We start from the raw sequence: 25,953 nt of genomic DNA, 5'->3' as shown, positions 1-25,953 counted from the left end.
GATGGCACCAAATAGATTGGGGGTAGGGTTCTGTCGGGGGAGAGTTTGGGACCAGGCTCTAGGGAAACCTGTCTTTAGGGGCGCTATCGTTTGCCATAGTCATTGACTATATGGATTTAGACACTAACCTTTCTTTATTGCAGTTGACGTGCCCTATTTGCGATCGCAGCAGCGTGCGTTTATTTCGTAAGAATGACTATTGGATACGAGAGTGCGATCGCTGTCATCACCAGTTTACCGAGCAACAGCCAACGACCAAAGACGTCAGTGACATTTATGACGGTCAATATTTTCAGGGTGATGGTGCGGGATATGTCGATTACTTAGCCGAAGCTGATTTATTGCAACAGCTCGGTCAATATTATGCCGAGCAGCTGGGCTTTTATGTTCTCCCTGGCTCCGTCTTAGATGTGGGGGCCGCCGCTGGATTTATCCTCAAGGAACTACTGCAATCAGGGTGGCAAGGCGAGGGATTAGAGCCTAACCTGCGAATTGCTGAATTTGGCCAGCAACAGTTGGACTTAAAGATGACCGTAGGAACGCTGGAAAATTATCAAACGCTAGAGCGATTTGATTTGGTCATGATGATCCAAGCGATTCAACATTTCTACAATCTGAAACTGGCATTACACACAGCCAGTAGGGTGACTAAACCGGGAGGATATTGGCTGATTGAAACCTGGGATCGCTCGAGTCTATGGGCACGGATGCGAGGACGGAATTGGCATGCCTATACGCCACCCAGCCGCTGCCATTGGTTTTCGCCTCCTGGCTTAGAACGCCTGGTTGCCGAATATGGTTTTCAGGAAATTGCGCGGGGTAGTCCCAGTAAATGGATGAATGGTCAATATCGAAAATCGGTTTTGCGGTATCAACTGATGGATAAAGGGTGGGGCAAACCGCTCGTTCAAGGACTCAATTTAATTCCCGATCCAGTCAAAACACCCTATTTAGGCGGCGATATCTTTTGGGGACTGTATCAAAAGACCGTTTAGAAGGCTTGACAAATAGAGATTTTGGCAATCTTGTAAATATCTACAATGGAAAATCAGCTCCTTGGTATGGTGGACCATAATAATGGTGCCTGCCAAATTTAATTTCGTTTGAGGTGTTCATGGCTACTGATAGTCCCACTAACTCTGAGAAAGAAAAAGCGCTAGGAGTGGTGCTGAATCAAATTGAACGCACCTTTGGTAAAGGATCCATTATGCGTTTGGGGGATGCCACCCAGATGAAAGTGGAGACGATTTCCAGTGGTGCCTTAACACTTGATTTGGCCTTAGGAGGAGGATTACCCAAGGGCCGTGTGATTGAAATTTATGGTCCTGAAAGTTCCGGCAAAACGACCTTGGCCTTGCATGCGATCGCAGAAGTGCAGCGATCCGGTGGCATTGCTGCCTTTGTAGATGCGGAGCATGCCCTCGACCCCACCTATGCCTCAGCCGTGGGTGTGGATACCGAAAACCTGCTGGTCGCTCAGCCCGATACTGGGGAATCCGCCTTAGAAATCGTCGATCAGCTGGTTCGCTCCACCGCCGTTGATATTGTCGTCATTGACTCTGTGGCCGCCTTAGTTCCTCGCGCTGAAATTGAGGGCGATATGGGCGATTCCCACATGGGACTGCAAGCTCGCCTGATGAGTCAGGCCCTGCGAAAAATTACCGGCAATATTGGTCGGACAGGCTGTACCGTGGTATTTCTTAACCAGCTTCGCCAAAAAATTGGCGTCACCTACGGTAATCCAGAGGTGACCACGGGGGGGAATGCGCTCAAGTTCTATGCCTCGGTGCGCTTAGATATTCGCCGGATTCAAACGCTGAAAAAAGGGACAGAGGAGTTTGGGATTCGGGCCAAGGTTAAAGTTGTCAAAAATAAAGTGGCACCTCCATTTCGGATTGGCGAATTTGACATTATTTTTGGCCAAGGCATCTCTACCCTGGGCTGTCTCTTAGATATGGCGGAAGAGACCGACATCCTGGTGCGCAAAGGGGCCTGGTATAGCTATAACGGCGAGAATATTGGTCAAGGGCGTGACAATACGGTTCGCTATATGCAAGACAACCCAGAGTTTACAGAATCCCTGACCCAGCAGGTAAGAGCAAAGCTGGATACAGGGGCAGAAGTTTCAGCGAATACCGTTGCCTCTACTAAAAAAGGGAAAAAAGCGAAAGGGGAATCCGATTAAGCGCCGGGTTGTTGGTTGAGCGGCGGATGGCACCGTCGTTTGTAGTCAGGGAATATTAGCTGGCCAGGCGCTGAGCACCGGGTTGACCGTTCTGGATCTGAAACGAGGCCAATGTCCGTATAGATGCCCCTGGTTTCTCAACCTGATCCACTACTCGGAAATGCGCTGTCCACTGATCGGGAGTGATCACACAAACCACATATCCTCGGTACCGACTCTCGAAAAACTGAATATGGGGATTAATTTTAAGAGCTGAGGTAAATAAATTTGGATTAGGGCCACCAGAGCTAATTGAGGTGCCCACAAACTCAGTGGCCAGAATCGGCGATGTCGGATCTTGAAAGTCAGATTTCAAATCCGTGACCCAAAAGGAGTGGATATCTCCACCAATCACCACCGGGTTGGCGGGTTGATATTGAGCAATACCGTTCAATATGCGATCGCGAGTGGCCGCATACCCATCCCAACCATCTGACCAATGGGCCACCAACGGCGGCACCCCCTGCTGCAGCTCTGCCATCAACATCTGCTGGGCAATAACCGTCCAGGTCGTATAAGCTTTTTCTAAGCCCTGCAAAAGCCACTGTTCTTGCTCAAATCCTAATAGAGATCGCTTAGGATCAAGGCGTTCTTCGCAGTTAAGGACCACTTGGCCACCCCCTTTGCCGTTCTGATCGCAGGCTTGATCATCCCGATATTGACGCGTATCTAAGCAGTAGAATTCAGCCAAATCCCCATATTTAAACTGCCGATAGAGCTGTAATTGCGCCTCTTGGGGTTGGGACGTAGGTCTTAAGGGTAAATGCTCATAATAGGCTTGATAGGCGGCTTGCCGACGCCGCCGAAAAACGGCTGGATCGGCAAAGTCCTGGGACTCGTCCTTGGCATAATCATTTTCGACTTCATGGTCATCCCAAATACAGATGAAGGGGAACGCGGCATGGGCGGCCTGTAACTGTGGATCACTTTTGTAAAGGGCATAGCGCCATCGATAGGTCTCCAGATCCACGGGATTAGGACCCACATGTTGTCGGGGACGATTCGATTTCGGATCGCCTTCGTAGATATAGTCCCCCAAATGCAGCACTAGATCTAAGTCCTCTGCAGCCAAGTGCTGATAAGCCGTGTAGTAGCCACTTTCGTAGTGCTGGCAAGAAACGTAGGCCAATTTGAGGGAGTCTGCCCGAGCGTCAGGTGCAGGTAGGGTTCGGGTCCGGCCTATGGGACTGGTTTCTTTTCCCACCTGAAATTGATACCAATACCACTGATTGGGGGACAAGTTATCAGCAACCACATGAACCGAATGTCCCGACTGTGGAACAGCTTGAACGGTTCCTTGTTGGGCAATCTGCTGCATCTGTTGATCAGCTGCAATTTTCCACTGCACAGGGATGGAGACGGCAGGCATGGGCTTCCCGGTCAACGGCGCAGGAACAATCCGAGTCCATAACACAACACTGTTCGCGTCTGGGTCACCGGAAGCAACCCCCAAACCAAAGGGATCCGCCGAAAACTGGGGCTGAGCGAGCAAGGGAAGCTGATGCTCGACCCAAATCACCCATCCCATGGCGCTACCAGCGGTTAACAAGAACTGCCTACGATTGAACATGCTTGTCTCTCCCGTTCAAGGTTGGGCTATTAAAGGTTTGGCTATGAATAGTTTGAGCCAGAAATTAGCCCAATGTCTATAGCGAATGACACCGAACAGGCCGATTGAGTTGCAATGGCCAAAGGCCGCTCTTCGAGCATCGCAACTCAATAGATGCGGCTCAGCACAACGGCACTAGATGAGAGGCAAACAGTCTTGCAAGACTTGTTTGAGGGCTTGGGCACCTTCAAATCGGTGATCTGGACGGGGATGGGTGACTCGCTCAATCACTGGCTTGACCTGAGTTGGAACACTAAGAATGTCGGCTAATTCAATTCGATAGCCATGTCCTAGATTTTTATAAAAATCCATTGGACTTTGCCCAGTCAGCAAAAATAACAGCGTTGCCCCCAGCCCATATAGATCGGATTGAATCGTTGGCCGTCCCAATCCTTGTTCAGGGGCACTATACCCCTCCACCGCAATGCGAGTCCCTGGCACTAGACTGGCTTCTTTAACCGCACCAAAGTCGATAATAAAAACTTGGTTGTCTCGGTTGCGCACTAAAATATTGCCGGGCTTAAGATCCCGATGAATAATCGGTGGATCGTGGCGATGGATATAGTCCAGAATGTCACAAGCTTGGATCATCCAGCGCAAAGCTTGAGCAGCTGGCAGTGGGCCTCGTTGATTAACCCAGCGTTGGAGATCTTGGCCATGAATCAGCTCCATCACCAGGTACTGTTTGGCATTCTCTGTAAAGAAATCGTATAGATCAGGAATACCGGGATGACTCAGCGATCGCAACATGCGTGCTTCCCGCTTAAATAATTCTTGGGCCTTAGGAATGCTCTCCATATCAGCATTCATTTCCTTCAGAACCTGAAGCTGAGGTTGAAGCCCCGTATTTTCCTTAGGTTTGACTAAAAAGGTGGTCCCCATCCCCCCAATTCCTAGTACTCGCAAAACCTGGTAAGAGCCAATTGTTTGCAGCACTTGCAGGGGTTGGCCACAATGAACACAAAAAAGGTTGCCGGCGGGATTTCCCACATGTTGACAAGCTTGGCTCTGAGATGGCGTTGAAGTGGGTTGGGGTTGAACCTGATAGGGGAGTTGGAGCTGAAAACGGAGGATAGGCCCCGTCAATCCCAGCTGAATAATCGTGTCATGCTTCAATTCGGCTTGATTGGTTAGCCGACCGTCGACGAACGTGCCATTACTCCCCAAACTATTGAGTTGCCATATCAAAGCAGTCTCTGAGGAATTGAGTAGATGCAGCTCAAGATGATATCGCGATACCAAGATATCGCTTAAAACAACATGATTATCGGAAGAGCGCCCAACATTGATCTGCTGGGTTGTGGTGAACAACCATTGGCGAATAGGGGCCTTATTTTGAGGATCAAGAAGGGTTAGCGTAACCACATTGCAACTTTAGTGAATCGAAATAACCTGGATCGTTCTAGGGGATGAATTAGGAAGATGACAGCTTCTGGGGTTGTACTCGCATCAACATCGCGATTACCGTAATGTTGTCATGACCATTATGTTCATTGGCTAGCATCACAAGTTCATTGACGCCTTGCTGTAAGGTAATTTGAGAGCTCAACATCGGCAGCAAATGTTGATCGCAGTAGTGTTCCAGAAGATGATTATCGGTTAAACCATCTGAGCAAATCAACCACAGTGTATCTTCTGTAGCCGTCAATAATTGAATATCGGGTTCTAGAACTGAACTCTCTCTGGGGCCTAAAGCCTGAGTCAGTTGGTAGGCATCTGGTCGAGCATAGGCAAGCTCTGGAGCCATCCCTCTTTTGATTTCCCGTTGACCCACCTCATGGTCCACTGTTATTTGTTCTAAACCGTCCTGATGAGTCAAACGATATAGACGGCTATCGCCCACATGGGCAATATGAATATGGGTATCTTGCACCAACGCCATCACCAAAGTCGTCCCCATCCGATTACTGCCAGCTTTCTCCTCATTCACGCGCAATAAAGCTTGATTCGCCACATCAATTGCCCCCCTCAATGTCTCTTCATCAGGAAGATCGGCTTGCCAATGGGTCTTAAAGTATTGAGTGAGGGTTTCTGCGGCCAACGAACTGGCAATTTCTCCCCCTGCATGTCCTCCCATGCCATCACAAAGAATATATAGTCCGCGCCCTGAGATGTATTGCTGATGAGGACTCATGCACTGTTGCAACTGCTGTTCGATGACAAAAAAGTCTTCATTATGATGCCGATCTCGACCCTCATCTGTTTGGCCCGCTGCTGCCAAATCAATGAGTTGATTGGGCAAGATTAGGGTAGGTGCAGCTTCTCCATCCTCTGGGACGATGGCTGGTGACGGTAGATGACTTGGGAGATGAGTAGGGGCTGCTGACCATTGTTGGCTCAGATCACTCAAGTACCATTGCAGTTTGGTCTGGGTCACCGCTTCGGCGGACTGTAAGTTGGCGAGTAAGGGATAAAAAGGGTCTCCAAGGTTAGCATCCAGGCTGTGGAGTAAATCTAACCACACTTGGCGGAGACCGTCCCAAACGGCTGATCGGACGAAAGTATTCTCTTTGGCGGTCCCCCAAGAAAGGGGTTGATCCGGCTCAAACACAAGTTGTTGTAAGCAAAGAACATGTCTTTGATCGACCTTGAGATTATCTAGATGCAACACGCTAGACGCACACCCCCAAGGCGAACAAGCCACCGCAAAGTCAAGGGTTTGTTGCAGCCAGTGCATGATTTGGTCAGTGCTAAGGGTTCCCTGGGCTAGCACTTCTTTCACCGTTAGCAACTCTGTTCGATTTTCTAAGAGAATAATGAACTGTTGTTCGGACTCCCAGGCATCATGAATGTAGGGGAGAAGTAGCGGGAACTGTTGCCGTAAGGCTAAATAAGGTTCGAGAAGGATGGGAAAGGGCAGGGGTTGAGTGTTTAAAAACGTGGTGATGGCACCAGGCTGACTCATTTCGATCGGGTCAGTGGCGCTCTGCATCTGTCTCAACATCACGGCCAGCGGGGAGACCTGAAAGGGGTCTGTATCTAGAATATTAAATTCATAGCCACCCGTCTGGAGGGAAGGGGAGTGTTGTGCTGTTTCTGTTTCTAGTAGTTGGTATCGGGGATTTTGGGCTAAAAAACGCTGGATGACAGGATTAATGTAAGGAGAGGTTAAGTCTCTATCCTGATCAGAACCCATTCTGGGCTGAGGTTCAGGATCTCGTTGCTCATCCAGGGGGAAGGTGGGATCCTGTTGCTTACTGACCAATTGTTCGATGGTGTTCAGCAGCTCTTCTGTAGAAGGATCCTCTGTCAGTTCTAGATCAACAGCATCCAACGTTGGCAGCAAGGGAGGGGTTGCAGATGAAGTGGCTGCAGATGGAGCGGCTGGGAGGGTGTCTGTAAACGGCTCTTGTTCCAACTTCACTGGCATAAGCAGGGTTCGCCAGATCGTTGCCGTCGGATGTTGGCATTGAGGACAGTGCATCGCCTCAAAATCAACGAAATGTCCACAATTTGCACATTGCTTTTGCGTAAGAGACGTTCCACATTGTTGGCAAAAACGGTGATCGTCAACGTTGTGGTAGCTACACTGGGGACATTTAATCATCCTGAAGGGTCCGTTTTCCTATGGTGGCGGACAAGAGCTATGGCAATAGTAACGAGTTTTGGGGGGTTTGAACTCCGCTAAAATACGTAAGTTATTGTTGCATCCGCTATAACAAAATTGACAAAAATAGACTGTAAATCGCTGATTTTCTTATTCAACTACAAACCCCCCTCACTGTATGCGGAATCTTTAGGAGCTTGATCCGACCTAACTGTAGCGTTCACTCGCCAAATCTTACAAACGGGGCAGTTGGGTCAGGGATTGTAGACCCTTGATTTCTGAAGGCGTGAGGTGACGCCATTGACCGGGTTGAAGCCCTTTGAGTTGTAGATGTGCGATCGCAACTCTAACCAAGCGCAAAGTCGGGAACCCCACGGCAGCTGTCATTCGACGAACCTGGCGATTGCGGCCTTCCTGCAATTTCATTTCAATCCAGGCCGTCGGGACTTGTTTGCGAAAGCGGATGGGAGGGGTGCGAGGGGGGAGACTCGGAGGCGGAGATAATAACATAACCTGTGTGGGGCGTGTTCGATAATTGCGGATCGTGACACCCTGTTCCAGGGTCTGCAAGGCCTCTTTATGGGGAATACGCTCGACTTGAACCCAATAGGTGCGGGGATGACCAAATTTTGGATCACACAATCGATGCTGCAAGCCACCGTGATTGGTCAGTAACAATAAGCCTTCACTATCCCTATCGAGTCGTCCTGCCGGATACACGTCTGGTATCGAGATAAACTCCTTTAAGGTGGGATGAGCAGTGGCTTGCCGATCGCTGAACTGGCTCAGCACGCCAAAGGGTTTGTAGAACAAGATATATTGCCACGACATGAGGGTCTAACCCGGTTCAATATCATAACGTCACTGATCCAGCGCTTGTCCCAGCCCGCTAGCCCCAGCGTACAAGGACAACAACACTGTGGGTTAATCCAGAGCCAACCCTTCTCTTTCACGCCCAGAGATCATCTTCAGCAATCCAAAACAACATTCCGTCAACCCTTCACTATTTGTATAGTGTAGAGGTGCATCCGCCAACCAATGTCTAGGTGGGTGACTGATCTTTCCCATAGGCCATCAATGGATCTGCTCCGCTCCCTACCGATTGGGTCTTACTTAGAACAACCTCGGACTTGGTTACATCGGTTGGACCCCCGAGTAAAGCTGGCATGGTTAATGATGTTTTTGTTGACCCCCATGCTGGCAGATTTACCATGGCGGATCGCGATGGTGCTGGGGCTGATTCTGCTGACATTATTCGCTGGTATTCCTTTCCGGGTATGGCGAAAACAAATGGTGTGGCTATTGCTGTTAGGCGTGTTGGTGGGTGGAATTACAGCATTGATGCCGGATGGACTTGCGATCTCCTATCAGCCTAGATTGCCTGCCCGGGAACTCACCTTTACGCAACAATCGGCACCTCCTACCTTTAAAAAACAACCTTGGTATCGGCCCTTGCTGTTTTGGCAGTCTAACCAAACGCCTCATCCCACCTCAGAGCCCCTGCCGCCGTCCCCACCGACCGTCTATCGGTATGTGCTGTTTCACAAAGGCCCCGTGAGAATTACCCGTCGATCGCTAGAGTTGGGGCTGCGATTTGGAACTTGGCTCTTTACACTGATTTACAGCACCAACTTATATCTGCTCACCACAGCCCCAGAAGAAATTACCGTCGCCATTGATAGACTGCTACAGCCTCTTAAACGATGGCGGATCCCGATTACAGAAGTGACTTTAACGCTAACCCTCTCACTCCGCTTTATCCCGCTGGTCTTAGAAGAAATTCAGAATCTGATTCGGGCGATTCGGACCCGCGCCATTAACTGGAAAAAATTGGGGGTACGGGGAGCCATCCAATTATGGCTATTACTCGCGGATCGACTGATTGAAAATCTGTTCCTTCGGGCTGAACAAGTCGCTAGTGCCATGATGGTACGAGGATTTACTAGTCCTAATCACCACCAAGTCAAATGGCATCAACTCCATATCCATGCATTGGATCGGTTCGCTCTCGTGTTAGTGGTCCTCCTGTGTGGTGTGCGGATTTGGGTGGGCACTTTTCCTTAAGTCCGTTGCATTGAATCTCTACATGGACGTGTTACATCCTTGGTATTGGCGATCGCAACCCTTATGCGATCGCAGCGGTTCCACCCTCTTCACTGCCCTTTTTTCAGAACAGACCATTGCCACCCTATTAGAAAGTCCTCACCCTCATCCGCTAGGGCGATACTCGATTTGTGCAGGGGGGCCACGACAGATTGCCGGCAAGCAGCGTCTATGGACCCCTCAAGTGGGCCATATCCTCCCCTTTCTAGAGCAGCTTTTGCAGTGTGGCCCCTCTCTAAGAGAAAACGCTGCCCCAGAGGATCTGCCCTTTCAAGGGGGGTGGCTGGGATGGCTGGGTTATGATCTGGCCTGGGAAATAGAACGCTTACCCCGCTTACAACCCGATCCCCTACCGTTTCCGGTCGCCTATTGGTATGAACCTGAGAACTTTGCCGTTTTAGATCACCAACAGCAGCGCCTCTGGTTGGCCGCCACTGATCCCCAGCAGCTGGACCGTTTAGAGCAACGGTTGCACCAAGTCTTGCCGACACCGACTCATTCCCCTTACTGTGATCCGACAGACTTTCAATTTCTAACCAATAACGTTGAATATGAAAGAATGGTCCAGCAAGCCCTCCAGCATATTCAGGCTGGAGATATCTTTCAGGCCAACCTATCTACTCGCTTTTGTGTCACCGCCTCTGTTGATGCTTGGCAGCTTTATACCAATCTGCAGACCATCAACCCTTCCCCCTTTGCGAGCTACTGGCGGACCCCGTGGGGATCAGTCGTTAGCTGTTCGCCTGAGCGGTTGGTCAAACTGTATGGCCATCAAGCAGAGACCCGACCGATTGCGGGGACTCGACCTCGGGGGACCACACCCGAGCAAGATCATGCGTTAGCCCAAGCACTCCTCAATAATGTCAAAGAACGGGCTGAGCATACGATGCTAGTTGATCTTGAACGCAACGATTTAGGCCGGGTCTGCACCTGGGGATCGGTAGCCGTCGATGAATTTTTGGTCCTCGAATACTATAGCCATGTCACTCACTTGGTGAGTAATATTGTGGGCCTCTTAAAACCCAGTTGCTCTCCTATTGACTTGATTCGTTCTATGTTCCCCGGTGGAACCATTACAGGCTGCCCTAAAGTACGCTGTATGGAAATTATTGCAACCCTAGAACCCTATCGACGCAGCTTGTTTTATGGGTCCTGTGGCTATCTAGACCATCGGGGACGGTTAGATCTCAATATTTTAATTCGAACGCTGTTGGTTACACCGACTGAGCAATCATTGCACCCTCGTAGCGGCTTACTGCAACCTGCCATCATTTGGGGGCAGGTGGGCGCCGGGATCGTTGCGGACAGCAACCCTGAACAAGAATGGTTAGAATCCTTACAAAAAGCTAAAGCTCAAGTTCGAGCGATCCAGAAAATGGGAGATTAAACCACTGTTCATGAATCGTTGATATCTGCCGCAGCCCAGCCCTTCAAAACGCCTCACGCCTCTTCTTCACGCTAAGCATCCCAATGGATGGTTTAAAACAGATACAATCTTGTCCAGTATAATAAACGACAATTTCTACTTTTCTGATGCCGAAAAGATAACGGAATAAGCAGTCCATTCCAGCGACCTTGGCCGTTATTTCTCAGCACTCTCCTCTCCGTAAAACCCTTCATGGGCAAGGTATCAGTGGGCAAGGTATCAGTCAATGTGAAGAGTCGGGCAAGTATGGTATTGGTGATTGCTAACTATTCTGTCCTTAACCTGAAACCTGCTTGAGCAAAAACAATGGACTTTCTTTTATTGCTGAGTTCACTGCTGTTCCTTCGCTCACACTGACGCTTAGGCATTTCAAGTAAACGCGAATGATCACTGAAACATACTTGAATCATCCAACATTTGGTCTGCTCTTCAGTCTTTGTCTGATTGACTCAGAGAGTGCCTTGTACACCACACTCTATGCGCAGCGATTATTTTTTGTCGTGACAATCTCAGAACGAGGACTGGAATTTTCCGCTATTTCTCGGCAAGAAGCGCGGGTCACTGTCGAAAGCCGTTTGCGAATTCTTAGACGCTCAGGTTCGCGTCAGGACTATGACCAACTTCAGCTTGTTCATCAACAAACTTTTCCTTAATGCCATCCTCGCCTCCCTTGACCATTCAAGAGCGTGTCATTGCAATTCGAGACACTCTCCCTCCGTCTGTTCGTCTGATTGCAGTCTCTAAGTATATGCCTGCAGATCTGATCAGACAGGCTTACACTGCAGGCGTTCGGGACTTCGGTGAAAGTAGGGTGCAAGAGGCTGTCCATAAAATGACTGAGTTAAAAGACTTACAGGACATTACCTGGCATCTTATTGGTCATTTGCAAAGTAACAAAGCTAAACTTGCGATTCAGCACTTTGACTGGATTCATTCAGTTGATAGTTTGCCCTTAGCTCAACGCCTTGAGCGCCTGGTTCTGTCTAGCTCACACCAGTCCTCTCCCCAACTCTGTCTACAGGTAAAAATTCTCCCTGACCCTACTAAATTTGGTTGGTCCATCGCAGATCTAAAAACCGATCTATCCGCCTTACAGGCCTGCTCTAGTCTCCAATGGCGGGGGTTGATGACCATATTACCCAGAGGGTTAACAGAAAAAAAGGCTTTAGACACATTTCAAAAAACTCGACAGCTGGCATCAGACCTAACTCAAGAAGCTCAAGGTTTAGGGACTTTGTCGGAGCTATCAATGGGAATGTCTAATGATTATCCTTTAGCCGTTCAATCTGGAGCAACGATGATTCGATTAGGGCAATGTATATTTGGGGATCGACCTAAATGAAAAGATCTGTCTTCTACGTAAAAGATGCATTTCAAGGCTCTGTTTACCAACGAGAGATCAAGAGGTGTAGATGACTGACTAACTTTTCTAAAAAGTCTCTTAAGGTTTAGGAGCGTAGCATCTGACTTAATATTTCTGCAGAATATATCCCAGACTCTTGTCAATTTCGGCATAGTGCCATCCAGACTATTGAGAGCAAGTTTTTTTACCTTCCGAGAACGGTATTTATAGCAAGAAAATATTAAGAAAATAGCTCGCTAGCTAACGATGTAAAGGAAATGGTTCCTTAATATAAACTTTAGTTTCAATCTCTGACCCTGTGTACTGTGATTCGAACAGTGATGTATAATTCAATCTAAATTTTCCACGCTATGTAATTTGTCGTAAATACCTGATTACTTTTATTAGCGATCAGCCTTAAGAAATTAAGGCGGTAATAGCATTGACAAATCAAACAAATACGCGTTTGATGTAAGGATCTAAATTTAATAGAGATCTTTATCCTAAAAATTGCCTTGATGACTCTAGATTGAACCATTGTTCAGTCTTCTTGAATCAGGTTATTTATAACCTCAAACCCTCAATAGATGGAGCCCAACTCGTGAGTAGTTTATTTGGCAAACTAAAGGATTTCGTCGGCATCCCAGAATCAGATGATGATTATGACTATGTTGATGAGTATGATGAAATTCAAAATGACGGGTATTCAGATCATCAATATTCATACTCTGAAGATTCTGTTGACCTAAAGGAAACGCTGAACAATCAATCTGAGAAAGAACAGGGGTCTCAAGTGTCCAATACAAGCAATGTTGTCGGTATGCCTGGCGCTAGTCGTTTGTGGGGATCTACCACAGAAGTATTGGTGATGGAACCTCGTGCTTTTGAAGAAATGCCTCAAGTGATTCAAGCATTACGTGAGCGCAAATCTGTGGTCTTAAACCTGACGATGATGGAGCCAGGGCAAGCTCAGCGAGCCGTCGATTTTGTTGCGGGTGCCACTTACACCATTGATGGTCACCAAGAGCGCGTCGGAGACAGTATCTTCCTGTTTACCCCTAACTGTGTTCAAGTGAGTACTCATATGGGTGTTGTACATGAAGCACCTGCGCCTCACTTCTCTCGTCCCCCCAGTACAGCCGCTTGGAAAGGTGATATGCAGATGAATCGAGCGATGGCTCAGTAAGTTCTTTTGCCCTTAGTGCATAAGATTTAGTGCGGAGTTTGAGCTTTGGTAGACTGGAACATTGTTCTGCTGCCTGAGGCTTTGAGGTTTTCCTGTGAGTTATTTTAAGGATCGGCTTGGCATCATCGGTGGTGGAGTGATGGCCGAAGCCATTTTGTCGCGCCTAATCTCGCAAAAATTTTGTGTACCTGAGCAAATCCAGGTCAGTGATATTGCCAGCGACCGTCTGCATGATCTGGCCGATAAATATCAAGTCCAAGTTAGCACTGACAATCTAGCCGTTGCATCTTCTTCGCAGGTGCTGCTCTTAGCGGTTAAGCCCCAGGCTTTCCAAAGTGTGGCGCTTCAGCTCCAAGCAGCGATTCCTCCTGGCTGCCTCGTTCTCTCTATTTTGGCGGGAATCCCCTTAGCCACACTAGAGTCGGCATTTAAGGGATGTCCAGTGGTACGAGTCATGCCCAATACACCGGCGACTGTGGGGGCGGGAATGGCAGCACTTGCTGCGGGTTGTCAGGCCAACGCGACTCATTTGGCGTTGGCCCGCCAGCTATTTAGTGCAGTTGGAAAAGTTGTGACGGTCCCTGAAACGTTAATGGATGCTGTCACGGGTCTTTCAGGATCGGGGCCAGCCTTTGTCGCTTTGGTTCTGGAAGCGCTTACGGATGGCGGGGTTTCGGTAGGGTTACCCCGGTCCATTGCCGCTCAATTGGCGCTGCAAACATTGTTAGGGACGGCAACCTTAGTCCAAGAGACTGGATTGCACCCTGCGCAACTGAAAGATCAAGTGACCAGTCCAGGCGGCACAACCATTGCTGGGGTGGCTGCTTTGGAACAGGCAGGACTGCGGTCTGCTTTGATTGGGGCAGTTCAGGCGGCTTATCAGCGATCGCAAGAGTTAGGCCAAGACTAGTATCGCTGTACCCCTGAAACGAGCAACCGATGATTGATTCAAACATGATCTGTTCCGAATCAAGCGGTGCTCTGGTCAGATTGTAAAAAGTCAGCGAGCCAGTTTTTGATGTGATGGGTGGCTTGGCAGTCATCTTCGTTGTAGTGAACAATAGTATCTAAGAAATGACGGTTGCCTGTGGCTAGCCACTCGCTATACCAATAGATGGATTGGGCACCATTGGCTTCGCTGTTTCGCCATTGAAAGCCTAACCACCGGGCAATCAACTTTAGGGTGTAGCTCTCAACGGGTAAAACTACCGTCTGGGTCACCAGGGCGTGCAAATCAACAAACCGCTCAATCAGGGGTTGAACGATGCTGTCGGGGGTGCCATACAGCTTTGCTAGCCGTTCAACGGTTTGAACTTCATAGGCACAGAAATGATAGATCGGAGCTTGGGGATACCTTAAGACTAAGTCGAGAAATTGGAACCACACTTGTTCTTCCTGTTCAGGACAATCAGCGAGGCAGGAATGAAAGGTTTGCGTCTGATCGTCCCGATCAACCACTAAAACACCGTGAAGATACGCCAGATTAAGACTAGGTTCTGCCTCAATATCAAAGTAAAGCTCGATGGGCGCAGCGACAACGAGCGGTGTCGTCGTTTCAATGGCCTTGGGGGCAAATAAGACGGGAGATTGCTGGGCAAACGCCTGAGCTTGACACACGAGCTTAACGGCTACTTCTTTGCCAAAACCAGTGACTTGAGCCAGATGGACGGGATCCACAAGGGCTAAATCTTCCACACTGGCCAAGTTATGGGATTGAAGAATCGGGTAACGGCTAGGGGTAACCCCCGGTAAGAGGGATAAATGTTGGTCTTGCTGGGCAATCTGATAGCAGTGGGACAACCATCCACATAGACTACATCGATGGCTGACAATAAAGACTTCGGGCTCTTGTTGATTCAGCAGAACATCGAGGAGTTCGGATAGCAACTGATCGAGTTTGGGTTGGTTGAGGGTGAGGTTGACCTCATAAGACCCTCGCTCGCGCAGGTAGAGATAGGCCGTTTCTGGCCAACTTCCTTGTAAGCAGGCGAGAAGATAAGCGTGGAAGGTAGCCAGAATTTGATATTCCAATTTGGGGCGCTTACTGAGGCGAATATCTGTGGGCACATAGAGCCAATCGCCAAATACCGATGTTCCCGGTACTTTGGTTAAGAGATCGGGGAGACTCTGGTACAGAACGCTATAGTCTTGTTCAACTAAGAGCACGCCTCGTCGAATTTGTGGGGCTCCCGCCTGCATCAGTGCTACGGTCGCCTGGGCACCTGCATGCCAATCATATTTTGGATATTCCGGTGTTACCCAAGTTTGTGAGGTAAAGAAATGATGTTGCTGTTCAATTCGATCCTGACGCAGCTTGTTGAGAAAATCGCTGGGGGCCGTTTTCTTTGTTTTGTCTTCATAAACCTCTAAGAACGCTTGTCGGTGACAACGCTGGTAACTGAGTAATAATTGGGCGGTCAGCAGCATGCAGACACAATACCTGGATTTCCCTGTGGGAATCTTAACAAATCCTTCTCTTTATCTGGAAAATTCTCTTGACTGAAATCGGACAGCACAATAGGCTGAGAGCGATGTGACGGATTCCGATTTTGCTGTGGCTCAGGTTGTCTTTGAGGATGTCTATAAAAGTTTTCCTACACGAAAAGGCGATCGCACCTCGGCGCTTGCACCCGTAGAGTCGATCCAGGTTGACCCAACGCCCACTGACACAACGCCACAACCGAAAACCCAGCCGGATATGATGACGGTGCTGCGCCGAATTAACCTCACGGTAGAGGAGGGAGAATTTATGGTGCTGGTGGGGCCTTCGGGCTGCGGCAAAAGTACACTGCTGCGCTTAATTGCAGGATTAGAAGATTTAACAGGTGGGAATATCTGGATTGGCGATCGCAAAATCAATCATCTTCCCCCCAAGGCTCGGGATATTGCCATGGTGTTTCAAAGCTATGCCCTGTATCCTCATATGAGCGTTTATAACAACCTGGCCTTTGGGTTACGCCGAACCCAGTCCCAGCGGATACCGAAGCGACGTTCACCGCTGGTTGTTATGCGCAATGGTTGTGAGTCAGGACTTGTCGCGGCAACACGACTTCTACCGAAACCCTTACGGTATCGTTCAAAACGGGAAAAGTGGATTGAGCAGCAGGTTCAGCAGGTGGCTGAAGTTCTCCAAATTGAAAGCTTGCTGGATCGACTTCCTAAACAGCTGTCGGGCGGACAAAAACAAAGAGTGGCCTTAGGACGGGCCATGGCCCGTGATCCTCAAGTCTTTTTAATGGACGAACCCCTCTCTAATTTAGATGCCAAACTGCGAACTCAGACCCGAGCCCAAATCGTTAAGTTACAGCGGCAACTGGGCACAACCACCGTTTATGTGACCCACGACCAAACAGAGGCGATGACCATGGGCGATCGCATTGCCGTTATGAATGCTGGGCAGATTCAGCAAATTTCGAGCCCCTTAGAACTCTATAACCGCCCCGCCAATCGGTTTGTGGCTCAGTTTATTGGTTCACCACCGATGAACTTTATTCCGGTACAAGTCAAAACATCGCGCCGTTTGTATCATCCCCAATTCAGCCTTAACTTGCCTGAGGTATGGTCAACCCTTCTCCAACCCTATCAAGGCCAAACATTGACCCTAGGGATTCGCCCCGAACACCTCGATTTAGCCTCCCAGGACCCTTGTCATATCCCTGCTGAAGTTGAATTGGTAGAGGCATTAGGTCATGAAACCTATCTTTCCTTGCATCTCAACCATGGCTCAGATGAGCGTGAGCCATTGATTGTCCGCATCAATCCATACCAGCAAGTCACTGTTGGTGAACAGCTATGGTTCTCCGTTCAGCTGGATAAAATCCATTTGTTTGATAACCGTACTGAAGTTGCCCTGCGTCCAAATGCTTAAGTTATAGGGAATTTAGCCTCTCGCCCATTCGTGATTGGTGAGAGGCTAAACTCTCTAATTCTGTGGCGAGCAATACAGCTCTCAAACGTTGTGCTCTATTAGGCTAAGTCCAATTTGGAGACTGCATGCCATTCAAAATTGAGGATGCCTATGTTGAAGCAGATAGATGCACCATGTCAGAAATTCGATCCTGAAGGTGATCGATCTGGGAACAATATTTAAGAGGAGAGTCATTTAAGATAAGCCTCACTTCTGTCAAGTCTATGCAATCAAGCTAGAATGTGAACTCACTCAAAAGGGTAGTCCTGTGTTTGTACGGTTAGCCAATCAACACCGTGAATTTGTCCGAGACTTAGTGATGAATCTCCAAGCGCTGGCGATCGTGCTAGAGCGTCGGGGACACTTAGCGTCTTGTTATACCTGTGGTGGCCAAATGAACAGTGCTTCCTTCATGGTGAGTCTAGGCGAGAATCATCTCATTCGCTTCCTCGTTTCTGACTACGGCATTACGTGGACAGAAATGCGGGATGATCGTGAATTGATGAAATTAGAAGGGGCAGAAGCCATTAGCCAACTGCAAGAATTAGCCAACTTAATTAAAGATGAGCTACAGACGGAAAGGACCTCATCTGCATTAGCTGAATAACCTTGCACGAAACCTGGCTGAATTCATCAGATTGGGCTGTACATAGAGCCACAATTTGACCCAAATGAGTTCGACAAGTGTTACGCTGTATACCGAGTTGGCAGAGGGTAGGTTATATATCCGTTCTGGGCAGGCTTTGGTCTGGGAATGGGCGAGACATTGCTCCTTGCTGTTCACCTGTTGAGGATGCACGTTAATCTATGACCACCGCAAGTTCTGGCTGGCAACATCAGTTTGTTCAAACCAATAAAATTCGGCTCCACTACGTCACTCAAGGTGAAGGCGATTTAGTCATTCTTCTCCACGGATTTCCGGAGTTTTGGTATTCTTGGCGTTACCAACTCCCGGCCTTAGCTCGCCACTTTAAGGTGGTGGTGCCTGATTTACGGGGATATAATGATTCGGACAAACCCGATAGCGGTTATGACATCGATACCCTAAGCGAAGACATCATTGGCCTGATTCAAAATTTGGGCTATCGCTGCGCCCATATTGTGGGCCATGATACGGGGGGCATGATTGCTTGGAACCTAGCCCAGAAATTCCCTCAATATTTGCAAAATTTGGTTTTACTGAATGCGCCCCATCCCCAGCGTCTGTTTCGGGAGTTTTCTAGTAATTTAGATCAGCTGCGTCGGAGTTGGTATCTGCTGGCGTTTCAGATCCCTGGCTTACCCGAATGGTTGATTCAGTTGAATCTGCGCCAGTTTCTCCAGGATTGGTTCCAAAAGCAAGCCATCCGTAAAGCCGCGTTTTCGACCGAAACTCTGGGTATTTATCAAGCCGCCCTTGAGAAACGGGGGGTCCTATCGGCTGCGCTCAATTATTATCGGCAGCTACTGTCACCGCAAGATTGGTTTGCCAGCTCAGACCGCAAGTTACTGCCCATTCAAGTACCAACGTTGGTCCTGTGGGGGGAAGATGACACCGTACTGAGTCCAAATTTAGCCTTGGGCTTAGAGCGGTTTGTGCAAGCGCCGTTTCGCTTAAAGTTTGTGCCCGAATGCGGTCATTGGATTCAACAGGAAGTCCCCAAGATTGTGAATCGGGAGTTGCTGGATTTCCTTCGGCAGAGCCAGCCAGCCTTTAGCTAGCTTGCATTCCTTTTAGGCTGTTTACAATCACTTCACCCGGCACCTGGTCGGTGATTTTGACCTCACCCAGTTGAGTGGGCAAGATAAATCGAACTTTGCCATCTTTCACTTTTTTATCGGTGAGCAGCACATCAGCCACGGCATCGATGGCAAAATCAGCCGGCAACGCTGTCGGTAATTTTGTTTTCTGAATCAGTTGATGCTGACGCTGAGCGTCCTCAGCGGTCCATAACTTGAGTTGGACGGCAATGTCAGCGGCGGCAACCATACCTAGGGCGACGGCTTCACCATGATTGAACAAGCGATACCCGGTCAGACTTTCAATCGCATGGCCAATCGTATGACCATAATTGAGGATGGCTCGTAGCCCTGCTTCTTTTTCGTCTTGGGTAACCACATCGGCCTTGGCCTGAGCCGAGCGGGTAATGATTTCAGTCAGGATTTCCGCAGGCATATAGCGATATTGATCGGTGTGCTTGCAATTCTCCAGCCGCTCAAATAACTCTAAATCCCAAATGACGCCATACTTAATCACCTCAGCCATCCCTGCCCTAAATTCTCGGCCAGCCAGAGTCTTTAAAGTATCGGGATCGATCAAAACAAAGCGAGGCTGATAGAATGCACCGATCAGATTTTTCCCTTTAGGGTGATTGACCCCTGTTTTGCCGCCAATAGCGGCATCCACCATCGCCAGTAGACTGGTGGGAACTTGGACAAAATTGATGCCTCGTAACCAGGTCGCTGCGGCAAACCCGGTCATATCACCGATCACCCCACCCCCCAGCGCCACTAGGGTAGAGGAGCGTTCTAGTTTAAGGGCCAGGGCATAATCATAGATTTTTTGAATGGAACGGGGCGTTTTGTAGCGTTCACCCGCTGGCAAGAGAAAATGATCGACCTGAAATCCAGCTTTAGCTAGGGAGACTTGGACAGTATCCCCGTAGTGTTTCCAAATTTGGGGGTTGGAAACGATCAAGATCTTTTGGCCCAGCTTGACCGATTGCAGGGATCGATCCTGGAGCCAAGGACCCAATTGGGTAAGGCCACCGGGTGCGATCGCAATCTGATATGTCTGTTGGGGTAAGGGAACGGGAATAAATGTTTGCTGCATGCCATTTCTGGAACTCCTTTGCCAGTGTGCCTTACAGTATCCCCATCTGTCACTAAGAAAACTCCTTGTTGCTGAAAGACATCAACCAAGATGGTGCTGCTGTAAAGTATTGAGCCCCACCGTGATGCAAATTCTGCTCAACAGCCCTTTGATAAGTCTGTATTGTGGTTGCTATCAGGCATTACAAACTTTGATCTCATAGAAATCCTTTAACATAGACTTATTACAATATTTAATTTATTTAGCATTGATTAAAGTCAACTAAGAATTCTAAGCCATGCAGATAACGAACCGAATCCATTTCCGCAACTTTAGCGGTGACCTCTTTGGGGGGATCACCGCTGCTGTTATTGCTTTGCCGATGGCCTTGACCTTTGGGGTTGCATCTGGTGCAGGTCCTGCGGCGGGCCTTTACGGTGCCATCCTGGTGGGCTTCTTTGCGGCTTTGTTTGGGGGCACACCGACCCTCATCTCTGAACCTACGGGTCCGATGACTGTCATCATGACAGCGGTTATTGCCAATCTCACAGCAGCAAATCCAGAAAAAGGCTTAGCAATGGCCTTTACGGTGGTGATGATGGCAGGGGTATTCCAGATTCTGTTTGGTATTCTGCGCTTAGGCAAATACGTCACCCTGATGCCCTACACCGTGGTGTCGGGCTTTATGTCAGGGATCGGTATCATTTTGGTGATCCTGCAGCTGGGACCCTTTTTAGGAGAGAAAGCACCGAAAGGTGGCGTTCTTGGCACTCTTGGAGCGTTACCGGATCTTTTGTCGGGAATTAATGGCGCCGCGTTGTTTTTAAGTCTGTTAACGGTAGCCATTATTGTCCTGATCCCGATCATTGTGCCGACTCAACTCAAGAAGTGGTTCCCACCTCAATTGGTTGCCCTATTAGTGGGTACCTTTGTTGCGCTGTGGTTGTTCCCAGGTACCAGCATTGATCGGATTGCACCGTTTGAAGCCGGGTTGCCGACCCTACGCATGCCTGTTTTTACCCAGAGCGAACTGCAGCTCATGGTTGTGGATGCGATTATTTTGGCCGTTTTAGGGTGTATTGATGCCCTGTTAACCTCTGTGGTGGCTGATAGTTTAACCCGCACAGAGCATAACTCTAATAAGGAACTGATCGGCCAAGGGATTGGCAACCTCGTGTCTGGTTTATGTGGTGGTATTGCAGGTGCTGGAGCGACGATGGGCACCGTGGTCAATATTCAAGCAGGTGGGCGAACGGCCCTCTCTGGTTTGACTCGCGCTTTTATATTGCTGATTGTTGTGCTCTGGGCAGCCCCTTTAACCCAGAATATTCCTTTAGCCGTACTGGCGGGAATTGCCCTCAAGGTGGGGATTGACATTATTGACTGGGATTTCTTAAAGCGGGCTCATCAAGTGTCTTGGAAAGGGACCGCCATTATGTATGGGGTGATTGCCCTCACCGTTTTTGTGGATCTGATGGTGGCTGTGGGGATTGGGGTGTTTATTGCCAATATCGTCACGATTGATCGCCTGAGTACCCTGCAATCCAAATCAGTGAAGGCCATTACTGATGCAGACGATGAAATTCAACTAACGGAGGAAGAGAAAAAACTCCTCGATCAGGGCCAAGGACGCATGTTGCTCTTTCATTTAAGTGGCCCCATGATTTTCGGTGTGGCGAAAGCAATTTCACGGGAACAAAAAGCACTGAAATATTGTGAGGCTTTGGTTCTAGACTTGAGTGATGTGCCTCATATGGGGGTTACCTCGTCCTTGACCATTGAGAATGCGATTGAAGAAGCTCTCGACAAAGGTTGTTCTGTTTTTGTGGTTGGGGCTGCTGGCCAAACGAAACGCCGTCTAGGCAAATTAGGGATTTGGGACCGTCTTCCCCCAGAAAATTTATTGGCAACTCGAGTAGAAGCGTTGCGCAAAAGTGTAGCGGGTTTGGATCACTATGCGACCTCCAGTTGAGGATAGCTCATCCTTCCTCTTTGGATACTTAATCAAGGATGTTTTTCGGATTTGACAGATTATTGTTCACTCAATGTGGGATATGAATACATTCATCGATACCTTATCAATGTCACCGCTTCTCCAAGGCGGCATTTCTCAGCCTTGGTTAATCGCGGCGGCTAATGCAGATGAAGCGCCCCTCATCCTCTCCGGGGTACTCCTCAGCCTAGTGGTCATTTATCTGGCTAGTAAGCTTGGCGGTGAGTTATCACAGCTCTTAAATTTACCGCCTGTATTAGGAGAACTAGTGGGGGGTGTGGCCATTGGGGCCTCAGCCCTGCACCTGCTGGTCTTTGCGGAAGGGGGCACGGTTGCCGCTGATTCGGCCTTGATGCCGATCCTGCAGTTTATTGGTGGTAATCTCAGTGCCGAATCCATCACCTCGATTTTTGAAAGCCAGAGCGAAATCATTGAGATTTTGTCTGAGCTAGGAGTCATTATTCTGTTATTTGAGATTGGCTTAGAGTCGGATCTTAGAGAACTAACAGAGGTGGGCTATCAGGCGGTGTTAGTGGCGGTCGTCGGTGTAGTCGCGCCCTTTGCAGCGGGTACTGCGGGCTTAGTGCTGCTATTTAATATGCCCACGATTCCATCGATCTTTGCTGGGGCTGCATTGACGGCCACTAGTATTGGTATTACCTCCAAAGTGCTGTCTGAATTGGGCTTTCTCAAATCAAAAGAAGGGCAAATCATTGTTGGTGCGGCCATTATTGATGACGTCTTAGGGATTATCGTTTTGGCGGTAGTGGCCAGCTTAGCTAAAACTGGCGAAGTGGATATCGTTAATGTTCTGTATTTGATTGGCAGTGCCACAGCGTTTTTGGTGGGCTCCATTCTGTTGGGTCGATTTTTCAATCAGGCCTTTGTGACCATTGCCGATCAGCTCCAAACTCGTGGCAAGCTGGTGATTCCGGCCTTGAGCTTCGCGTTTATTATGGCGTTCCTTGCCAATGCGATTCACCTAGAAGCGATTTTGGGTGCCTTTGCAGCAGGTTTGGTGCTCGATGAAACCGATAAGCGCAAAGAGCTAGATCAGCAGGTGATTCCCATTGCCGATATTCTCGTGCCGGTTTTCTTTGTGACTGTAGGGGCGAAAGCCGACTTAAGCGTTTTGAATCCTGCTATTCCTGAAAATCGTGAGGGTCTGGTGATTGCTGCCTTTTTGATTGTGGTCGCCATGATTGGCAAGCTGATCACGGGTTGGACCGTGGTGGGTCAGCCTGGGATTAATCGATTTGCGATTGGCGTCGGTATGATTCCTCGGGGAGAAGTAGGTCTAGTGTTTGCTGGTATCGGCTCAGCCAGTGGCGTTCTGGATAAACCCTTGGAAGCCGCGATTATTACGATGGTGATTTTGACGACCTTTGTGGCGCCGCCATTATTGCGGGTTGCCTTTAAAGGCGGTGCGATCGCAATTGAGTCTCCGGCTACAAACGGCTAATAGCAAGGGATGACTGCGATGCTGGGGTGCGATGGTCTCCGACCGGCCTTTAGCCATCGCAGTTCCCTTACCCACTCTTGAACTCCTTTTTTTAATTAACCCTTTTTAAAATCACCATGTTAGAAGCGTTTATCTTTGCAACGATTCTCTGTGGCTTTTTTGGTATCATCCTCAAGCAAAATCTGATGATGAAGATTATTGCCATGGATGTGATGAGTACTGGCGTCATTGCTTATTACGTCAAAATCTCAGCCCGACAAGGATTATTTACTCCAATCTTCTCGAAGACAAATCATGGAGCCTATGCGGATCCGGTTCCCCAAGCTGTGATTTTGACGGCGATTGTGATTGGTTTTTCGATTCAAGCGTTGATGCTGGTGGGCGTCATGAAGCTCTCCCGCGACAATCCCACCTTAGAAAGCCGCGAGATTGAAAAGACCTACACACCATGAATACCCTGACAATTATTTGGATAGCCCTGCCGTTTTTTGTGGGGTTTGTGGGGTATCTGGTCCCTAAAGTTGATCGATACTTAGCCTTGGCCATGACCTTGGTGTCTGCCAGCTATGCTGCTCGGGTGTTGATGGAGTCCACTCCGCTGATAGTGGAGCTGATGGATAACTTTGGCGTTACCCTCCAGATTGATAGTCTGAGTGGCTACTTTATCCTGACCAATGCCCTAGTCACGGCAGCCGTGATTTGCTACTGCTGGGGGACGGGGAAATCCGCGTTTTTTTATACCCAGACTATTATTCTCCATGGCAGCGTCAATGCCGTCTTTATTTGCGCTGACTTTATTAGCTTATATGTGGCCCTAGAGGTGATTGGCATTGCCGCCTTTTTGCTGGTGTCTTATCCCCGTACGAATCGGGCGATTTGGGTGGCCCTGCGCTACCTGTTTATCAGCAATACGGCCATGCTGTTTTATTTGGTGGGTGCGGTGTTGGTGTATCAAGCCAACAACTCCTTTGCCTTTACGGGCTTGGCAAAGGCACCCCCAGAAGCCCTAGCCTTGATTTTTCTGGGACTGTTGACCAAGGGCGGCATCTTTGTCTCAGGATTGTGGTTACCCTTAACCCACTCCGAGTCCGAAACCCCTGTCTCTGCAATACTTTCCGGTGTTGTGGTCAAAACAGGTGTGTTTCCTCTGGCTCGGATGGCCTTGATGGTGGAGGAAGTCGCTCCGGTAATCACCCTATTAGGGATTGGAACCGCCTTTTTGGGGATTAGCTTGGCCCTCTTCGAGCAAGACACTAAGCGTCTGTTGGCCCAAAGCACTATTTCCCAATTGGGGTTTATCCTGGCTGCCCCGGCTGTGGGTGGGTTCTATGCCTTGACCCACGGATTGGTGAAAGCCACCCTCTTTTTAACTGCAGGCGCCTTGCCCAGCCGAGATTTTCAGGAGCTACACAAGCAGCCAATTCCGCGATCTCTATGGCTGGTCTTGGTGATGGCCAGCTGCTCTATCTCCGGTATTCCCCTCTGGGCGGGGTTTGCCTCTAAGGCCTTAACCCTAAAAAGTCTACTGCCCTGGCAAATGCTCGCCCTTAATATCGCCACCGTAGGCACCGTGGCTACCTTTGCCAAATTTATCTTTTTGCCCCATCAAAGTGACTCCCAGTCGATTCGACCAGGGTACTGGGTAGCGGTGCTGTTGCTGTTGGGGGGCTTACTGGCGGCAAATGGTGCGTATTACCAGGCCTATACCGTGGCCAATATCGGTAAAGCCTTAGCAAAAGTGGCGATTGGCTGGCTGGTCTATTGGTTAGTGATTCGACGGGTAGTGCTGAAACTGCCACGGGTGCAGGAGCAGCTCGAACATTTAATTGGGGGGATGAGCTTAATGTTGGTTCTATTGTTCTGGATGGTGTTGGCATGACTGGCTATCTAAATATTCTGCTGCGTTTAGCCATTTGGTTTTTGCTCACCGCTGATTTTGGCATTGCCAATACCATCATTGGCGTCTGTGTGGCTTTACTGTTGCCCCGTCGTGCCAATCCGGGGGCCTTAAAAGATTGGCTGCATGCAATTGGAGAAATTATCATAGCCATTCCCCAAGCCTTTATTGAGGCAATTGAAATTATGGTTCGTCCCCATCGTTATGAAGCGATGACCATGGAACATGTCAAGCCACAACGCACGCCAGGCCTGATTTTTCTCGATATTTTCGTGATTACCTTTACCCCGAAAACCATTGTCTTGAAGTACCACGAGGAAGGGTTGTACGAAGTCCACCGGATCCAGCGGAGGAAACAGTCATGAACATCATCCTGATTGCGATGATTCTGGCCCTGGCCATTCCCATTTATGAAGCCTGTCAGGACGAGGATGTGTGGCAGAAAATGCTGGCCTTTGCCAGTATC

22 protein-coding genes are annotated in these 25,953 nt (G+C 48.9%); 16 read left to right on the top strand and 6 right to left on the bottom strand.

The annotated features are described in order from the left end of the window. Positions 1–110 precede the first annotated feature (110 nt). Together Q0986_RS10825 and recA are read left to right on the top strand one after the other, a co-directional pair. A complete protein-coding gene (locus Q0986_RS10825) occupies positions 111–995 on the top strand; it encodes a class I SAM-dependent methyltransferase (RefSeq protein WP_299409686.1) in 885 nt (294 codons plus the stop codon). Between the two features lie 119 nt (positions 996–1,114). Next, positions 1,115–2,185, top strand: a complete 1,071-nt coding sequence (recA, locus tag Q0986_RS10820) for a recombinase RecA (RefSeq protein ID WP_299409682.1) — start codon at positions 1,115–1,117, stop codon at positions 2,183–2,185. Positions 2,186–2,240: 55 nt separating this feature from the next. Here the strand turns inward: recA and Q0986_RS10815 are convergent, their stop codons facing one another. The 4 genes from Q0986_RS10815 to Q0986_RS10800 form a co-directional block, all read right to left on the bottom strand. Then, positions 2,241–3,794, bottom strand: a complete 1,554-nt coding sequence (locus tag Q0986_RS10815) for an alkaline phosphatase D family protein (RefSeq protein WP_299409678.1) — start codon at positions 3,792–3,794, stop codon at positions 2,241–2,243. Between the two features lie 174 nt (positions 3,795–3,968). After that, a complete protein-coding gene (locus tag Q0986_RS10810; RefSeq protein WP_299409674.1) occupies positions 3,969–5,198 on the bottom strand; it encodes an FHA domain-containing serine/threonine-protein kinase in 1,230 nt (409 codons plus the stop codon). Between the two features lie 49 nt (positions 5,199–5,247). Then, positions 5,248–7,380 carry a serine/threonine phosphatase gene (locus Q0986_RS10805; RefSeq protein WP_299409670.1) on the bottom strand — a complete coding sequence of 711 codons (2,133 nt, stop codon included), beginning with the start codon at positions 7,378–7,380 and terminating at the stop codon, positions 5,248–5,250. 234 nt (positions 7,381–7,614) lie between these two features. Then, positions 7,615–8,211, bottom strand: coding sequence for a pseudouridine synthase (locus tag Q0986_RS10800; protein ID WP_299409666.1), 597 nt, complete (start codon positions 8,209–8,211; stop codon positions 7,615–7,617). A gap of 246 nt (positions 8,212–8,457) precedes the next feature. Here Q0986_RS10800 and Q0986_RS10795 point away from each other — a divergent pair, with 246 nt between their 5' ends. From Q0986_RS10795 to proC, 6 genes are all read left to right on the top strand, one after another. Continuing rightward, positions 8,458–9,444 carry a CbiQ family ECF transporter T component gene (locus tag Q0986_RS10795; RefSeq protein ID WP_299409662.1) on the top strand — a complete coding sequence of 329 codons (987 nt, stop codon included), beginning with the start codon at positions 8,458–8,460 and terminating at the stop codon, positions 9,442–9,444. 22 nt (positions 9,445–9,466) lie between these two features. After that, a complete protein-coding gene (locus Q0986_RS10790; RefSeq protein WP_299409658.1) occupies positions 9,467–10,870 on the top strand; it encodes an anthranilate synthase component I in 1,404 nt (467 codons plus the stop codon). Between the two features lie 422 nt (positions 10,871–11,292). Next, positions 11,293–11,562 (top strand): transcriptional coactivator PipX, encoded by a 270-nt coding sequence (gene pipX / locus Q0986_RS10785; protein WP_299409655.1) that lies wholly within the window; start codon positions 11,293–11,295, stop codon positions 11,560–11,562. Further along, positions 11,562–12,251 (top strand): YggS family pyridoxal phosphate-dependent enzyme, encoded by a 690-nt coding sequence (locus Q0986_RS10780; RefSeq protein WP_299409651.1) that lies wholly within the window; start codon positions 11,562–11,564, stop codon positions 12,249–12,251. Before pipX ends, Q0986_RS10780 begins: the two co-directional genes overlap by 1 nt. A gap of 601 nt (positions 12,252–12,852) precedes the next feature. Next, the gene (locus Q0986_RS10775; protein ID WP_299409648.1) at positions 12,853–13,437 is read left to right on the top strand and encodes a cell division protein SepF; all 585 of its coding nucleotides are present in this window, start codon (positions 12,853–12,855) and stop codon (positions 13,435–13,437) included. A 94-nt stretch (positions 13,438–13,531) separates the two neighbouring features. Then, a complete protein-coding gene (gene proC / locus Q0986_RS10770; protein ID WP_299409645.1) occupies positions 13,532–14,347 on the top strand; it encodes a pyrroline-5-carboxylate reductase in 816 nt (271 codons plus the stop codon). 59 nt (positions 14,348–14,406) lie between these two features. Here the strand turns inward: proC and Q0986_RS10765 are convergent, their stop codons facing one another. Further along, on the bottom strand, positions 14,407–15,864 hold the full coding sequence (locus Q0986_RS10765) for a TM0106 family RecB-like putative nuclease (RefSeq protein ID WP_299409642.1): 1,458 nt from the start codon (positions 15,862–15,864) through the stop codon (positions 14,407–14,409). Positions 15,865–15,991: 127 nt separating this feature from the next. Here Q0986_RS10765 and Q0986_RS10760 point away from each other — a divergent pair, with 127 nt between their 5' ends. The 3 genes from Q0986_RS10760 to Q0986_RS10750 all read left to right on the top strand — a co-directional run bounded on the left by Q0986_RS10760 (position 15,992) and on the right by Q0986_RS10750 (position 19,045). Continuing rightward, positions 15,992–17,305 (top strand): ATP-binding cassette domain-containing protein, encoded by a 1,314-nt coding sequence (locus Q0986_RS10760; protein ID WP_366918566.1) that lies wholly within the window; start codon positions 15,992–15,994, stop codon positions 17,303–17,305. Between the two features lie 307 nt (positions 17,306–17,612). Continuing rightward, positions 17,613–17,951, top strand: coding sequence for a DUF1815 family protein (locus Q0986_RS10755; RefSeq protein ID WP_299409639.1), 339 nt, complete (start codon positions 17,613–17,615; stop codon positions 17,949–17,951). Between the two features lie 200 nt (positions 17,952–18,151). Further along, complete coding sequence (locus Q0986_RS10750; RefSeq protein WP_299409636.1) at positions 18,152–19,045, top strand: alpha/beta hydrolase; 894 nt, start codon at positions 18,152–18,154, stop codon at positions 19,043–19,045. On the opposite strand, the gene aroB is transcribed toward Q0986_RS10750, so the two are convergent. Then, positions 19,038–20,156: a 3-dehydroquinate synthase gene (gene aroB, locus Q0986_RS10745; RefSeq protein WP_299409633.1), complete on the bottom strand. Its 1,119-nt coding sequence runs from the start codon at positions 20,154–20,156 to the stop codon at positions 19,038–19,040. The two genes, Q0986_RS10750 and aroB, sit on opposite strands and share 8 nt — an antisense overlap. A gap of 277 nt (positions 20,157–20,433) precedes the next feature. Here aroB and Q0986_RS10740 point away from each other — a divergent pair, with 277 nt between their 5' ends. From Q0986_RS10740 to Q0986_RS10720, 5 genes are all read left to right on the top strand, one after another. Next, a complete protein-coding gene (locus Q0986_RS10740) occupies positions 20,434–22,107 on the top strand; it encodes a SulP family inorganic anion transporter (RefSeq protein ID WP_299409629.1) in 1,674 nt (557 codons plus the stop codon). 109 nt (positions 22,108–22,216) lie between these two features. Beyond that, positions 22,217–23,590 (top strand): cation:proton antiporter, encoded by a 1,374-nt coding sequence (locus Q0986_RS10735; protein ID WP_299409838.1) that lies wholly within the window; start codon positions 22,217–22,219, stop codon positions 23,588–23,590. Between the two features lie 116 nt (positions 23,591–23,706). Further along, positions 23,707–24,042: a cation:proton antiporter subunit C gene (locus Q0986_RS10730; protein ID WP_299409626.1), complete on the top strand. Its 336-nt coding sequence runs from the start codon at positions 23,707–23,709 to the stop codon at positions 24,040–24,042. Next, positions 24,039–25,469, top strand: a complete 1,431-nt coding sequence (locus Q0986_RS10725; RefSeq protein WP_299409623.1) for a cation:proton antiporter — start codon at positions 24,039–24,041, stop codon at positions 25,467–25,469. Before Q0986_RS10730 ends, Q0986_RS10725 begins: the two co-directional genes overlap by 4 nt. After that, complete coding sequence (locus Q0986_RS10720) at positions 25,466–25,852, top strand: Na+/H+ antiporter subunit E (protein ID WP_012163613.1); 387 nt, start codon at positions 25,466–25,468, stop codon at positions 25,850–25,852. The genes Q0986_RS10725 and Q0986_RS10720 overlap by 4 nt, the downstream gene beginning before the upstream one ends. Positions 25,853–25,953 lie beyond the last annotated feature (101 nt).

This window comes from Acaryochloris sp. IP29b_bin.148 (assembly GCF_028285565.1).
In the GTDB taxonomy this organism is placed as follows: domain Bacteria; phylum Cyanobacteriota; class Cyanobacteriia; order Thermosynechococcales; family Thermosynechococcaceae; genus Acaryochloris.
Note: the sequence above shows the minus strand (reverse complement) of the source record. Positions and strands in the feature narration are given on the sequence as shown.